We start from the raw sequence: 13,507 nt of genomic DNA on the forward strand, positions 1-13,507 counted from the left end.
TCCTATCCGTCTATCTCTATTTCAATATTTTGTGCATCTTGTTTTCTTATAGCGATGTTTGTTGATTTTACAATAAACTCTTGTGGATCTCCTAGGGGCGCATTTCTTTCTAATTTAATAATCTCACCGTTAGTTACTCCCATGTCAACTAACCTTTTTTTCAATTCGCCAATTTTCCCAATTTTGACGATTTTTGCTGATTCTCCTCTTTTTAATTCTGTTAACTTCATTCAAGCCTCCCAACTCATTAGTCATAAATATATTTTGAAACACAAAGTATATTTGGAAAAATTTAAATCACAGGATAATCCTGTGATTTATTCTTACTCATTTCCTATTATTATTTTGTTTGCCAACCCAAAATTTAATACATACTTCGTTTCATTTATTTTAACAATATAATTACTTTGATCATCTCTAAGTAAACATATTTTATTTCCTATACAAAAACCTTTTTCTGTCAGTCTACTCTTATCTTTGTCTCTACCTTTTATCTCTTTTATAACAAACTCTTTATTTTGTTCTGCAAAAACTAATGGCGTCATAGAATAAACCTCCTAGTAATAATTTCCTATCTATACTAGAATTATATTCTATGCAGTAACATTTGTCAAGAATAAAACTTTGATTATTAAAGTTTTATTTATGCAAACAGATCTTTAATGCTATGTAACATAACACTTCTTATATTTGGACTATCCTTTGATAACTCCTCTATCATCTTCTTAACTTTTAAACGTTTAGAGTTATCACTTGTTTCATAAGGGCAATCATTATGAAGAATTGGTAATCCTAATTTCTTAGCATACCTAATTGTTTCTTTCTCTTCAACATATGCAAGAGGTCTTATTACTCTCAATCCATATTCTTCAGAATCATAAGCAGGTTTCATAACTCCCATATTTCCTTGATATAAAACATTTAATAAAAATGTTTCTACAATATCATCCTTATGATGTCCTAAAACAAGTTTATTTATATTCTGTTCTTTCATAGCTTTATATAAAATCCCTCTTCTTACTCTAGCACACATAAAACATGGATTTTTTAATTCAGCATTTGTTAAAATACTTTCTCCTATCGATGTTTCTATAACCTGTAACTCTGTTCCTAGCTTTCTGCAATACTCTTGTATATCTCCATATTTCCCTCCCTCTTCAACAGGGTGGATGTGAATCGGAAATATTTCAAACTTTATTCCTGATATTTTTTGAATTCTTATTAAAGCATTTAGCACAGTTAAGCTATCCTTTCCTCCTGAAATACCTATAGCTACTCTATCTCCTTCTTCAATCATATTATAATCATGCATAGCTTTTCCTATTGGACTCCATAAAGTCTTTTCAAAACCTTTATCTTGTATAAAAGCTAAAATCTCCTTCTCATCTAATTTATTTAATGAGATTTTTAGTCCTGTTTGTTTATATATTTTATCTATTAATTTTATTATTTTATTTTGTGAATATGAAATCTCTATCTTGATTTCCTCTTTTGAATTAGTTACTAAAACCTTATCTTCTTGTACTTCAAATGTGTATGCTTGAAAGACATATCCATTTAAATCTTTTATATTATCTATCTTTAACACTTTTCTATTCTCCTTTTCCCGTTTCAGATACATATCCTAATACATAATCTAAATTTATATTTTTCATTGAATTAAATATACTTTGCTTTATTTGTGGATTAGTTTTTTCTAACGTTGCTAAAAGATTTTTGATCTCTTTTCTCTTTGAATCAACTTTTCCTGATTCAATTGGACATCCACAAGCCATTGCTGCTATTTCATTCTTTTTAGTAAAATTGATAATATCTTGTTCTTTTATATAAATCAACGGTCTTATCAACTCCATCTTTCCACTTGTCGATTTCACCTTAGGTATCATTGTTTTTACAGTTCCTGCATAAAACATATTTATCATTGCTGTCTCAACCATATCATCAAAATGATGTCCTAAAGCTAGTTTATTATATCCCAACTCCTCAACCTTGTTATAAAGAACACCTCTTCTCATCTTTGCACATAAGAAGCATGGACTATCAGGTGATGATTCAAATGCTATCTCCCAAACATTAGCATCAAATATCTCACATGGGATTCCTAACTCTTCTAAATTTACTTTAAATTGCTCTAAGTCCATTGATCCAAATCCAGGATTCATAGATATAAAAGCCACCTCAAAATTTTTACTTCTATCTTTTTTTAACTCTTGGAATAGTTTCGAAAGTAGCAAGCTATCTTTTCCTCCAGATACCCCTACTGCGATTTTATCTCCATCTTGAATCAAATCAAAATCTTTTATAGCTTTCATAAATTTAGACCATATTTTTTTTCTGTATGCAGTTCTTATAGAGTGCTCAACCATATCTTTTTTCGTTTCAAAAACTTTTTCTTCCATTTTCCCTCCAATTAAATTCTATAGGTTTTCATTCCATTATACCATGCTTGCAAAAAAATTAACAATTCTTTTTTTTTGTGTTAAAATGTTCTTAATCTTAATTTATGAGGTGAATAAAATTTATGAATAAAATAGAAACTGCTGTTTTAGACTTTCTAAAAAGCGGAATGGTTTATAGTGATGGTGCCATCATGAAAAACCTTGGTATCAATGAATTAGAGTTAGAAAACATCTATAATTCTCTTACAAAACAAGGGTATTTAGAAAGTTATGAAGATTTTCTAAAAAGAAATCCCGACTATGAAAAGGGAGAGGAGGAACACTCTTGTGGGGGATGTAGCTCTGGAGGATGTTCTTCTAGCGGTTGTAGCTCTGGGGGATGTTCTTCTGGGGGATGTTCTTCAAAAGATGACGATATCGACTACTCTAAAATTAAAGTTTTAACAGAAAAAGCTTTTATCTATTCTTACTAAAAAAAGGAGGGCAATAAATTTTGTCCTCCTTCTTTTAAAATATTTTATTCAATTTTGATCCACCACTTATTTGAACATCCGCCACTACTTTAGAAATCTCATTTGATAACTCCTCCATAGAAACCTCATATCTGAAAAACCAATAAAAATTGTATCCCGGTGATGACGTTATACAAATCGCTTTCAACTTAAACAATTTAAAACTAAAGGTATCCAATGTTCCTAGTTGAAAAAGTGGTATTGAAAATATCTTTATTCTATTTCTTAATTTAAAAACACTAATCAAACGAGTATTTGTTATTAAAAATGAATTTATTTTATTGTCATATGCTGTATAAAGAGTTTCATTTGGATATATTATATCTTTATTGTCTGGATTTCTTAAAAAGTTAATGGTGTTAACTTTTTTCATTTTACTCATCGGCACTAAAAGAAACATAAGAATAACTTTGATTCCTGTAAGCATAGATTTAACTCCTTTTAAATTTTATATTCTATTCTTACTCTCTTCAATCTTCGTTTCTTTTTTAGAATTTAAAAAATTATACTTTCTAACAAAGCTTGTTCTTCCTCATCTAAATATGCATTCTCCAGTAACTCTTCTGCCCATGAATATTTTTCTTTTATGCTATTTAATATATATATTGCTGTTACTTTTACTATCGGAGTTTCACTCCACATAGCTCCACTTAAAAATCTAAAATCATTTTCTTTTGATCTCTTTATATTTTTCAAAAGTTCTATACAACTATCACATAAAAATATACATCTATCATAATCTGGTTCATCTTTTGACGGCGGAACTTCAAAAACAGACAATTTAACTCCTATCGCCTCACACAATTCACACTTTGATTTTGATCTTCTAGCCAAATTTTTTCCAAATCCAGAAACTATACTCAATCTCTCCTGATGCTTATCAAACCCTTTTGCCACAATATATCCTCCTAATTTTATTTTTTTCTAAAAGTCCAAGCCAATACTCTACTTATTTTTTGTCCCTGAGTCATCTCTAATATTTTACAATTAGCACCTAATTTTTCAAGAATTTTCACTGTTGGTTTTATGTTATCTTTATTCGAAATCAAACTTGTAAAATAAAATACTTGAGATGCAAATATCGCACTCTCCTTTGCCATTTTCTTCAAGAAAAGACGTTCGCCTCCTGGACACCATAATTCAGCTTTCTGTCCACCAAAATTCAAACCTTTTTTTATATCTTTATTACCTTTATTTAAATTATCAACTTTTCTTTTATTTGCTTTTAAGGCGTCTTCAAGTGATGAATGAAATGGCGGATTACACATTGTCAAATCAAATTTATCCTCACTTTCAATAATCCCTATAAAAATATGATTTTTATCTTTTTGAAGTTTCAAAGTAACTTTGTTTTTTAAGTTTTCATTTAAATCAACTATTTTTTGAGCATTTTCTATAGATTTTGGATCTATATCCGATGCAACATAGTTCCAATCATAAGTTTGGCTTCCTATTATAGGATATATACAGTTTGCTCCCGTTCCTATATCAAGTACTCTTACATCTTTCTTTTTTAATAGTAACTCTGCGATATAATGGATATAGTCAGCTCTCCCCGGAATTGGAGGACATAAAAATCCATCTGGAATATTCCACTCATCTACATTATAATAAGTTTTGATCAATGCTTTATTAAGACTTATAACCGCTTTATTATCACTAAAGTCAATGGTTTCTTCTCCTATCGGATTTTTTATTACAAATGATTTTAACTCTGGTAAGTTTTCTTTTAAGCTTTTAAAATCATATCTTCCTTTATGTGGATTATTAGGATGTAATTCTCCTTTTTTTATATCTTTTTTCAATACCAACATTCTCCTTTTAACTTTTGTTTTAAATTAGTTTAACATTTTTAATTTTAATAAGCAATAAAAGAGGTCTTATCAAAAAGAATTACTTTTCTCTTTTGATAAAACCTCTCATTTTCTCACTTTAGATTGAACTAGCTTCTGTAACTGAAATTTTATTTTTTATTTTCGGTGTACTTGCTTTATTTAAAAAATACCCTATTGTAGAATTCGTTAATCCAATCAATAGAAGAGTTATTCTTCCAAAAGTAGGATTAGGTATAACTACCAGCATTGATAGTATTATTCCAAAAGCAAATATAAGCTTTCCTAATATACTTCTTTGAGTATTGTCTAACTCATTTTCATCTGATTGTACTGCTATAACCTCTGTCGAAATATTATTGAAGAATTTATTATAAGATTCCTCTCTCTCTTTTGACTTGAATCCTTTAAAGAATAACTTCGTCGACATAAAGAATCCACAAGTTATTGTTAACTGAGCCCCTAAACCAACAACAATCTCCAAATCTTTTGCTTCTCTAGCTGTAAACGGAACTACTAAATTAAGTGTGTTCGCTACCCAAATTGGATTATATAATTTCATAACTGCAAACGAAACTATGAATCCTACTACTACAGTTGCCCAACCAGCCCAATCTGGAGTCTTCTTCACAACATAACCTAATAATCCTGGAATTAAAATTGGTAAATCTAATAGCGTTCCAATCATAAGAGTTATTGTAAATAAGCTCAGGTTATTAAATTTATTTAATATTAAAGCGATTGAAATTATCATCACTCCAAAGAAGAATGTTACAATTTTACTAACTGACATCATCTGTTTTTCTGTCGCATTTTTATTTACAATTGGGCAGTAGAAACTTTTAATTACTATTCCGGCATTTCTATTTAATGCCGAGTCCATAGATGACATTGTCGCTGCGAAGATTCCCGACATCATAATTCCAGCCATTCCTGCAGGCATCTCTTTCTTTATAAACGCTAAGTAAACACCATTTGTTATAGATTTTCCTAGAGTTGATAACCCCCAAGTAGTTACATCTGGATTAAAGGCTGACATATACCAAACTGGTAAGAACCACACTAAAGGTCCTATCAGCATCAAACCTAGTGCCAATAAAGCTCCTTTTTTTGCATTTTTAGTATCCTTAGCAGAGAAGAATCTATATGCTCCACCTGTTAAACTACTTACACTGAAGAACTGTTTACAGAAAATCATTATAAACCAAATTGCAAATAACCAAACGTAGTTTATATCTGGACCAACTATTTTATTAGTTGGAAGTCCCATATTTAAAATATTGAAGAACCCTCCACCTTTTATCGATGCAACTATAGCACAAGCTACCGTTCCTACCATTAAGATAATCATCTGCATAAAATCAGATGCTATTACAGCCCATGCTCCACCTGTCAGAGACATAAATAATACAACTAATCCTGTTACTAATATAGTAACATCTATCGAAACTTCAAATACAGCACTTGCAAATATTGCTAGCGCATTCAACCAAACACCTGCCGAGATTATATTCGGTAACATAATCGCCCACGTAAAAGCTTGTTCACTCGTATTTCCAAATCTCATTCTTATTCCTTCTATCGGAGTTGCAATTCTTAATTGCCTCGCTTTAGGTGCAAACCATAAGAAACAAGTTAAATATCCTAATGCATTTGCATAAAATACAACAACTGGACCAATACCTTTTGTAAATGCATCCCCTGCCATTCCTGTAAAAGTCATAGCGCTAAATTGAGTCATAAAAGCCGTTCCTCCTACCATCCACCACAACATTTTCCCACCACCAGAGAAATAGTCACTTGTAGAATTCGAAGCATGCTTTTGGAAGAAATATCCTATTGCCATCATAAACATAAAGTAAATTACAATTACTAATATATCTATTTTCATTACTTTCCTCCCTTATCACCTAATAAGATTATTTCACTATAAGCTTTAAATAGAGGTCCTACTCCTTTAGGGTCATCAGATCCAACTTTTTCAGAAATATAGTATTCAAAACTTCCATTTCTATCTCCATTAAATGGTATAAGTCCATTTAAACCAGCCATTATACATATGTTTCCTAACTCTAACTTTCCATCTTTTTCTTTTAAATTATTTGCAATAACTGCATCGAAAGCTTTTTTTCCTTTTTCTAAATAAGACTCATCAACTAGATTCAATCTATTTCCTTTTAATAATGAATATGCAAACATCAGTGTAGCTGAAGTTTCTAAGTAGTTTCCTTCTTTTCCTTCTAAAGCCATAACTTGATACCATAACCCTGACTCATCTTGATATTTTACAACTCCCTCCATAAGCTCTACATATAACTTTGCAAGTTCATTTTTATATGAGTTAAATGTCACATCATCAATACCTTCAATAACATCAACTAAAGCCATAGCATACCAACCAACTGCTCTTGCCCAGAAGTTTTTTGATTTTCCTGTTTCTTTATCTGCCCAATTCATAGTTTTTGTTTCATCAAAACCATGGAAGTATAATTTTCTATCATCACAGAATAGATTTTTTCTTACATTTTTAAATTGATTTAAAACATCCTTTAAACCATTTTCATCGTGTTTTTCATTTGAATAGATTGCAAGAAATGGTTGGGCCATATATAGTCCATCTAACCAAACTTGATAAGGATATCTTCCTTTATGCCAGAAATTCCCCTCCAATGTTCTTGGGTGAATATTCAGCAAATACTTTACACTTTCAGTAGCTTTTTCATATTTTACATCGTTTGTTTCTTTGAATGCTGTAAATAAAACTCTTCCTGAGTTTATATTGTCAATATTATATTCCACTGGATTTAAATCTGCTATCTTTCCATTTTCATCAATTCTTTTATCTAAATAATTTAAAATAAATTCTAAATATTTTTTATCTTTTGTAGCCTTATATAATGCTTCTGCTCCTATTAATATGCAACCATCTTCATAATTCCATTCAGTCTTATATTCTTTATAACTCCCTAAGTAAGACTCTATGTAGTTTTCAATTTGTAACCTTTTCATGATTAGATGTTCCCTCCGTGTTCTCTATTTAATTTTATTATTTAAATTTATTTTTTGTTCCCCTATTAGCTTTTAATAACTTTTATTATTGTATACTCTTGTGAAGATTGTATACGATTTTGTGTTTAGTATACATTTAAAATAAATTATTGTCAATTGTTTTTTTCTAATAATTTTATAAAAAGCAACAACTTTTATTCACTATATATTTTTTTTAACCTAAAACAGAACACTATACCATCTAAAAAACGAAGGTAAATAAAAAAAGGAAAGTTCTACGAACTTCCCTTTAAATCAAACATCTTTATCTAAGAAATCATGTATCCTAGTATAATATTTACAATATAACCAAGTTACCAACAAAAAGATTGTCGACACTAAAATGACCTCAAAACTTACAGTTTTATTTTTTATCGATATTAACAAACCTAAAATAAATATTATGTAATACAGAACTGAAAATCGCCTTAAAACTTCATATAAAATCTCCGAAATAACCTTTAAAACCGAAATTATTCCAACCGTTACTTTTTTCAATACCATAATTACCCCCTTTATGATTTGAATTCTAATAAAAGTTTACCTCGTTTTTTTCTTGTTTTCAAATTCACTTTGTTTATACTTACTATTGACACTATTTCTTTTCAGGATTATAATCAAGTTAACATTTACCTAAGGAGCGATTTATGAATAAAAAAGTAGAATATGTTAAAGGTCAATTTAATTGTGCTGAAAGTATCATTGCATCTTTCAATAAAAATAACGGAACAAATATTCCTATAGCTTTAGGAAGCGGTATGGGGACTGGTGTTACTGTTGGTAGCCTTTGTGGAGCTGTGAATGCTGCTGTTCTTATTATTGGTTTTTTAAAAGGTAGAGAAACTTATTTAGAGGAAAATAAGGCTAGAGCGCTTTCTAATCAACTTTTAAAAGAAATCAAAGAAAAATATAATTCTGAATTATGTATTGAATTGAAAAAATCTGGTACTAGTTGCCAAGAGATAGTAGCTTATACCTACGAAAAATTAGAAGAAGTTTTAAAATAAAACAAGGAGTAGATTTTCATCCACTCCTTGTTTTTTTATCTAATTTGCTATTTTTTCTTTTAGCATATCTACTCCAGCTTCAACCTTTTCTTTAGCTGCATCAACACCATCGTCAACTTTTTCTTTAGCCGCATCTCCTACTTTTTCTAATTCAGCACCTATTTTCTCAGTAGTTGTATCAACACTTTGTGCTGCTGTTTCTACATTTTGCTTTACATCCTCTTGAACAGTTGCCTCTACTGCTGCAGCTTTTTCCTGTGCTGCTGGAGCTTCTATTACTGGTGCCTCTGGAGCAGGTTTAGCTTCTTGCTTCTCTCCTGAACAAGCAACCATAAGTACACTTATACCTAATAATGCTAACATAGTTATTTTTTTCATTTTAATTCCTCCTCAAAACGAATTAAGATATTGTTATCTTATTGTTAATAACGAAGTCTCATTTTCCTTCTTTATTTCACAATTTTTTTTATATATTTTTCCATATCAAACTTTTTTTCCAAGCCAGAACTATTCATATATCTAACTTTTCCAAAAATTTTTCTTTCCTTCCAAGCTCTATCATGTTTTCCAAAACACCACGCTACCCCAGCATAAGAATTAGGATCTCTTCCATCATATAAATATTTATTATTTAAATTTATCGCTATCTCATATGCTTCTTGAGGAGAGCCAACCCATTCTAATAGCTTTTTGCACCAGTACATCCTCATATAGCTTTCCATATATCCTGTATCTACCATCTGTTTTTGTGCTGAATTCCAATAAATATCATGAGTTTTATAATTTTCTAACTCTTCTAAAGAGTATAAGTAATCTCTTTGATCCTTTAAATGCTTTTCCATTGTTTCATAAGCCCATTTATAAGTAATCCCATCCCAAGCATCATACTTTAAATTATAGTATACAAAATTTATAGCTAATTCTCTTCTTATAAAAAGTTCTTCTAAAAATTTATCTTTTTGAATCTCTAATTCTTTGATTTTTTTTAGCGCACTCCATATTTGAAGAGGTGATATCTGTCCAAAATGTAAATATGGAGAAAGTTTAGAGCTCCAATCGTTATCAGGTCCTTTAAGTGAATAAAACTCTAATTTTTCTTCTATAAATTTTTCCAACACTTTTTTAGCTTCTATTTCTCCTCCAATAAAATCTCCATCTAACCTAGCTTTATTTTGAGGAAGATAAATTTGCGACTGATCCATTTTCTTTAATTTATTATTTATCAACTCATTATAAGCAAACTTTATAACTATTTTATAATCAGATTCTTTTAAATATCTTTCTTTGACTTTTTTATATTTATCCCTAAATGTTTTTGCGCTATATTCTTCTTTAAAACTTACAACTTCTACAGGTACAACAACATTATTTTCAACTTCAATTATAGTTAAATCCAATTTTTTTAAAATTTTTTCTCGAATATCTCTTTGATATCTCAGATAACTTTTATCCCAAATTAAAGTTCGAGCATCTTTGGAAATTTTTAGCATATTTTTTTCTAAATCTCCTTCTAACAAAACAAACTGAACACCATATCTTTCCAAAGTATCACGAACGTCCTTTAGTCCTTGAAGCATAAATTTAAAATGTCTTTCAGATGCTTCTGGATAATTTTTTATATAGTTAAATATAACATAAAGTGGTAACTTCGATTCATTTGCGACTTCAATAGCTTTTTCTAAAGAAAAATTATATTCTATCCTTTGAGTCTCTTGCATCCAATAAATTATATATTCCCCTTTTTTCTCTTTATTTATTTTTAAATATTTAACTCTCTCTTTATCCATAAAACACCCTCCTAACTAAATAATAGCTTTTAATTTTTCAAATAATTCTTTAGGAAATTTCGAGATTTTTTTTAATACATAATTAAAACCTACGATTAGTGTTGAACCCTCTATTACTATATCACCATTTTCATTTGCAACCTGATAAAAAAAATCTATTGAAGCCTTTTTAAGCTCAACTCTTACAATTCTTACTTTCAATTTCTCTCCCATATAAACTTCACCTTTATAATAAACATGAGCATCCTTTTGAATTGTACCAATACCATCTATTACATTCATTTCATCTCCACCCAACGCCTTAAAAAGATTTATTCTTGCCTCTTGAAACAAAAGAAGAGCTCTTTCATTTCCCATATGACCACCGTAATTTATATCTGATACTGTTACTTTATAATCTATTTCAAACATTATTTATACTCCTTTTTTCTTTTTTTTCATTATAACAATATTTCTTCTAATTTGTTAATTTTCTTTTTTATATGGTATAATTAAGATCATAATTTAGAGGTGTCTTATGTTCGAATTGGCAAGTAAACTATTTAATACTCTCGGCTATATTATAGCTATCGCGTTTTTCTTTTCTCGATTCAAAAGTGCCAAAAATATTTTTGTAAGAGAAAAACATACAAAAAAAGATACAATACTTCTTTCAATTGTTTTTTCTAGTTTAGCTATTTTAGGAACTTATATTGGAGTCGATTATAAAGGTGCAATTGCAAACACTAGAAACATCGGAGTCATTGTTGGTGGTATGCTTGCAGGCCCTGAAGTTGCTATTATCTCGGCTATTATTGCTGGTATACACAGAGCTTCTATCGGAGTTAGTCAACTTACTGCAATTCCATGCTCTATTGCAACAGTTTTAGGTGGATTTATTACTAGCTACCTCTACAAAAAATCTAACTCTAACAATCGTTCTTTTCTAGGCTTTTTCGCAGGTGTTTTCGTTGAAAACCTTAGTATGCTACTAATATTAGTTCTTTCTAGTAATAAAATTTTAGCTATGGATATCGTTAAAAATCTTTATCTTCCAATGATATTTATAAATGGAATAGGTGTCGCAGTCATAATCATAATAACCGAAGAAATTTTAGAAGAGAAAGAAAGAGAAGCGGGAACACAAGCTAAATTAGCTCTCGAAATCGCCAACAAAACTCTTCCGTTCTTTAAAAAAGGAGAATCTCTCGATAGTGTTTGTAAAATTTTACTTGAATCATTAAAAGCTGAAACTGTTGTTATCACTGATAAAAATTTTATAATAGCAAACGCTTTTAAAAATAAAGATTTTTGTATAAAAAATCAAAGTATTCAAAGTGATGCTACTAAAAAAGTTTTATCTTCTGGTGAAGTTTTAATTTTTGATAGAAACAGTGAACTAAATGATTTCTGGTACTCTGAAAAAGGTATAAAATCTTGTATTATTACCCCTCTTTTTCAAGATGAAAGAGTATCCGGTACTTTGAAAATATACTTTAATAATGAAGAAAATATTACTGCTAGAAAAAAATATTTAGCTATTGGCCTTTCTCAACTTATCTCTAGTCAACTTGAAATAAGTAAATTAGAAAATTTGAAAGCCATGGCCAGAGATGCTGAACTAAAAGCTCTACAAGCACAAATAAATCCACATTTTCTATTTAATGCTCTCAATACAACAGCTTCATTTGTTAGATTTAATCCCAGTAAAGCAAGAGAGATTATTATTGATTTATCCACTTATCTTAGATACAATTTAGAAAATACAGATAGACTTGTTCCTTTAGAAAAAGAGTTAGAACAAGTTAAAGCTTATATAAATATAGAAAAAGCAAGATTTCAAGATAGAATTGAAGTAATTTATAACTTTGATCAAAATTTAGATAACTTAAAAATACCTAGTTTAACCATTCAGCCACTTGTTGAAAACAGTATAAAACACGGATTATTAAAAAGAAATGGTTCTGGAAAAGTTAAAATTACTATAAAAAAAATGTATTTAAAATGTTTAATCTCTGTAGAGGATGACGGTATTGGAATTGATCCAGAAATAATCAAAAATATAAATAATAAAATTGAAAAAAATATAGGTTTAAAAAATGTTCATAATCGTTTAAAACTTATCTATGGTAAAGGATTAAATATAGAACGTCTAAGTAACGGAACAAAAATTTCATTCTATATTGACCAGGAGGAACAATGATTAAATGTGTAATTGTTGAAGATGAATTTCCCGCTAGAGAGGAATTAAAATTCTTTATTAACAGTAATACCAATTTTCAAATTGAAAAAGAATTTGAAAATCCAATAGATGCTTTGAAATATATTGAGGCAAATGAAGTAGATGTCGTATTTCTAGATATAAATATGCCTGAATTAGACGGTATGACTCTGGGAAAGATAATCCATCGAGTCAATAAAAATATAAAATTAGTCTTTATTTCTGCCTATAAGGATTTTGCTGTAGAAGCTTTTGAAATAAAAGCTTTTGATTATATTTTAAAACCATATTCAGAAGATCGGATAATAACTCTTCTTGAAAATATTGTAGAAAAAATTAAAAAAATTGATTCCCCTCCTAAAGACTATAATATAAAAAAAATAACTGTTAATTCCGATTCAAAAATGTTAGTAGTTTCAACTGATAATATTTTATACATTGAAGCAGATGAAAAAGAAACAAATATTTTTATGAAAGAAATAATGTATACATCAAAATTAAAAATTTCTCAATTAGAAAATATTCTTTCTGAAGAATTATTTTTTAGATGCCATCGTTCATATATTGTAAATATCGATAAAATTATCGAAGTAGAACCTTGGTTTAATGGCACTTATATTTTAAAAGTTTCAAATTCTAATTTCAAAATTCCTGTAAGTAGAAATAAAGTCAAAGAACTCAAAGAAATTTTAACTATAAAATAAAAAATCTCTCCTAAATTA

At 29.1% G+C, this 13,507-nt stretch carries 17 protein-coding genes; 4 read left to right on the forward strand and 13 right to left on the reverse strand.

Features of this window, described 5'->3' with window-relative positions:
* Positions 1–2 precede the first annotated feature (2 nt).
* The 4 genes from L992_RS04400 to L992_RS04415 all read right to left on the reverse strand — a co-directional run bounded on the left by L992_RS04400 (position 3) and on the right by L992_RS04415 (position 2,399).
* Positions 3–230 (reverse strand): ferrous iron transport protein A, encoded by a 228-nt coding sequence (locus L992_RS04400; RefSeq protein ID WP_047394623.1) that lies wholly within the window; start codon positions 228–230, stop codon positions 3–5.
* Positions 231–323: 93 nt separating this feature from the next.
* Positions 324–545 (reverse strand): FeoA family protein, encoded by a 222-nt coding sequence (locus tag L992_RS04405; RefSeq protein WP_047381585.1) that lies wholly within the window; start codon positions 543–545, stop codon positions 324–326.
* A gap of 98 nt (positions 546–643) precedes the next feature.
* Complete coding sequence (locus L992_RS04410; RefSeq protein ID WP_231549755.1) at positions 644–1,588, reverse strand: ATP-binding protein; 945 nt, start codon at positions 1,586–1,588, stop codon at positions 644–646.
* Between the two features lie 4 nt (positions 1,589–1,592).
* Positions 1,593–2,399, reverse strand: coding sequence for an ATP-binding protein (locus L992_RS04415; protein WP_047381587.1), 807 nt, complete (start codon positions 2,397–2,399; stop codon positions 1,593–1,595).
* 122 nt (positions 2,400–2,521) lie between these two features.
* On the opposite strand from L992_RS04415, the gene L992_RS04420 reads away from it, so the two are divergent.
* Positions 2,522–2,872: a hypothetical protein gene (locus L992_RS04420; protein WP_047394626.1), complete on the forward strand. Its 351-nt coding sequence runs from the start codon at positions 2,522–2,524 to the stop codon at positions 2,870–2,872.
* A gap of 34 nt (positions 2,873–2,906) precedes the next feature.
* Here L992_RS04420 and L992_RS04425 read toward each other — a convergent pair whose 3' ends face one another.
* The 6 genes from L992_RS04425 to L992_RS04450 form a co-directional block, all read right to left on the reverse strand.
* Positions 2,907–3,338: a hypothetical protein gene (locus L992_RS04425; protein ID WP_047381589.1), complete on the reverse strand. Its 432-nt coding sequence runs from the start codon at positions 3,336–3,338 to the stop codon at positions 2,907–2,909.
* Positions 3,339–3,406: 68 nt separating this feature from the next.
* Entirely contained in the window at positions 3,407–3,808 is a 402-nt protein-coding gene (locus tag L992_RS04430) for a PhnA protein (protein ID WP_047381591.1), read from the reverse strand.
* A gap of 17 nt (positions 3,809–3,825) precedes the next feature.
* Positions 3,826–4,716 carry a 23S rRNA (adenine(1618)-N(6))-methyltransferase RlmF gene (rlmF, locus tag L992_RS04435; protein WP_197053380.1) on the reverse strand — a complete coding sequence of 297 codons (891 nt, stop codon included), beginning with the start codon at positions 4,714–4,716 and terminating at the stop codon, positions 3,826–3,828.
* A gap of 127 nt (positions 4,717–4,843) precedes the next feature.
* The gene (locus L992_RS04440; protein ID WP_047381594.1) at positions 4,844–6,634 is read right to left on the reverse strand and encodes a transporter; all 1,791 of its coding nucleotides are present in this window, start codon (positions 6,632–6,634) and stop codon (positions 4,844–4,846) included.
* Entirely contained in the window at positions 6,634–7,752 is a 1,119-nt protein-coding gene (locus L992_RS04445; RefSeq protein WP_052191663.1) for a glycoside hydrolase family 105 protein, read from the reverse strand. Before L992_RS04445 ends, L992_RS04440 begins: the two co-directional genes overlap by 1 nt.
* 294 nt (positions 7,753–8,046) lie before the next feature.
* A complete protein-coding gene (locus L992_RS04450) occupies positions 8,047–8,295 on the reverse strand; it encodes a hypothetical protein (protein WP_047394629.1) in 249 nt (82 codons plus the stop codon).
* Positions 8,296–8,438: 143 nt separating this feature from the next.
* Here L992_RS04450 and L992_RS04455 point away from each other — a divergent pair, with 143 nt between their 5' ends.
* The gene (locus L992_RS04455) at positions 8,439–8,798 is read left to right on the forward strand and encodes a C-GCAxxG-C-C family (seleno)protein (protein ID WP_047381599.1); all 360 of its coding nucleotides are present in this window, start codon (positions 8,439–8,441) and stop codon (positions 8,796–8,798) included.
* Positions 8,799–8,837: 39 nt separating this feature from the next.
* Here L992_RS04455 and L992_RS04460 read toward each other — a convergent pair whose 3' ends face one another.
* From L992_RS04460 to L992_RS04470, 3 genes are all read right to left on the reverse strand, one after another.
* The gene (locus L992_RS04460) at positions 8,838–9,176 is read right to left on the reverse strand and encodes a hypothetical protein (RefSeq protein ID WP_047381601.1); all 339 of its coding nucleotides are present in this window, start codon (positions 9,174–9,176) and stop codon (positions 8,838–8,840) included.
* A gap of 71 nt (positions 9,177–9,247) precedes the next feature.
* Positions 9,248–10,585, reverse strand: coding sequence for a deoxyribodipyrimidine photo-lyase (locus L992_RS04465; protein WP_047394630.1), 1,338 nt, complete (start codon positions 10,583–10,585; stop codon positions 9,248–9,250).
* A 15-nt stretch (positions 10,586–10,600) separates the two neighbouring features.
* Positions 10,601–10,996, reverse strand: a complete 396-nt coding sequence (locus L992_RS04470; RefSeq protein WP_047381607.1) for a thioesterase family protein — start codon at positions 10,994–10,996, stop codon at positions 10,601–10,603.
* 106 nt (positions 10,997–11,102) lie between these two features.
* Between L992_RS04470 and L992_RS04475 the strand changes: the two genes are divergently transcribed.
* Complete coding sequence (locus tag L992_RS04475) at positions 11,103–12,767, forward strand: LytS/YhcK type 5TM receptor domain-containing protein (protein ID WP_047381609.1); 1,665 nt, start codon at positions 11,103–11,105, stop codon at positions 12,765–12,767.
* On the forward strand, positions 12,764–13,489 hold the full coding sequence (locus L992_RS04480; protein WP_047381612.1) for a LytTR family DNA-binding domain-containing protein: 726 nt from the start codon (positions 12,764–12,766) through the stop codon (positions 13,487–13,489). Before L992_RS04475 ends, L992_RS04480 begins: the two co-directional genes overlap by 4 nt.
* Positions 13,490–13,507: the final 18 nt, after the last annotated feature.

It is taken from the genome of Cetobacterium sp. ZOR0034 (genome assembly GCF_000799075.1).
Classification (GTDB): domain Bacteria; phylum Fusobacteriota; class Fusobacteriia; order Fusobacteriales; family Fusobacteriaceae; genus Cetobacterium_A.

Coding starts and splice junctions, on each gene's coding strand:
- L992_RS04425 (WP_047381589.1), bottom strand. CDS start 3,338: ATGCTTACAGGAATCAAAGTTATTCTTATGTTTCTTTTAGTGCCGATG.
- L992_RS04455 (WP_047381599.1), top strand. CDS start 8,439: ATGAATAAAAAAGTAGAATATGTTAAAGGTCAATTTAATTGTGCTGAA.
- L992_RS04450 (WP_047394629.1), bottom strand. CDS start 8,295: ATGGTATTGAAAAAAGTAACGGTTGGAATAATTTCGGTTTTAAAGGTT.
- L992_RS04465 (WP_047394630.1), bottom strand. CDS start 10,585: ATGGATAAAGAGAGAGTTAAATATTTAAAAATAAATAAAGAGAAAAAA.
- L992_RS04480 (WP_047381612.1), top strand. CDS start 12,764: ATGATTAAATGTGTAATTGTTGAAGATGAATTTCCCGCTAGAGAGGAA.
- L992_RS04475 (WP_047381609.1), top strand. CDS start 11,103: ATGTTCGAATTGGCAAGTAAACTATTTAATACTCTCGGCTATATTATA.
- L992_RS04420 (WP_047394626.1), top strand. CDS start 2,522: ATGAATAAAATAGAAACTGCTGTTTTAGACTTTCTAAAAAGCGGAATG.
- L992_RS04440 (WP_047381594.1), bottom strand. CDS start 6,634: ATGAAAATAGATATATTAGTAATTGTAATTTACTTTATGTTTATGATG.
- L992_RS04415 (WP_047381587.1), bottom strand. CDS start 2,399: ATGGAAGAAAAAGTTTTTGAAACGAAAAAAGATATGGTTGAGCACTCT.
- L992_RS04445 (WP_052191663.1), bottom strand. CDS start 7,752: ATGAAAAGGTTACAAATTGAAAACTACATAGAGTCTTACTTAGGGAGT.
- L992_RS04405 (WP_047381585.1), bottom strand. CDS start 545: ATGACGCCATTAGTTTTTGCAGAACAAAATAAAGAGTTTGTTATAAAA.
- L992_RS04400 (WP_047394623.1), bottom strand. CDS start 230: ATGAAGTTAACAGAATTAAAAAGAGGAGAATCAGCAAAAATCGTCAAA.
- L992_RS04470 (WP_047381607.1), bottom strand. CDS start 10,996: ATGTTTGAAATAGATTATAAAGTAACAGTATCAGATATAAATTACGGT.
- L992_RS04460 (WP_047381601.1), bottom strand. CDS start 9,176: ATGAAAAAAATAACTATGTTAGCATTATTAGGTATAAGTGTACTTATG.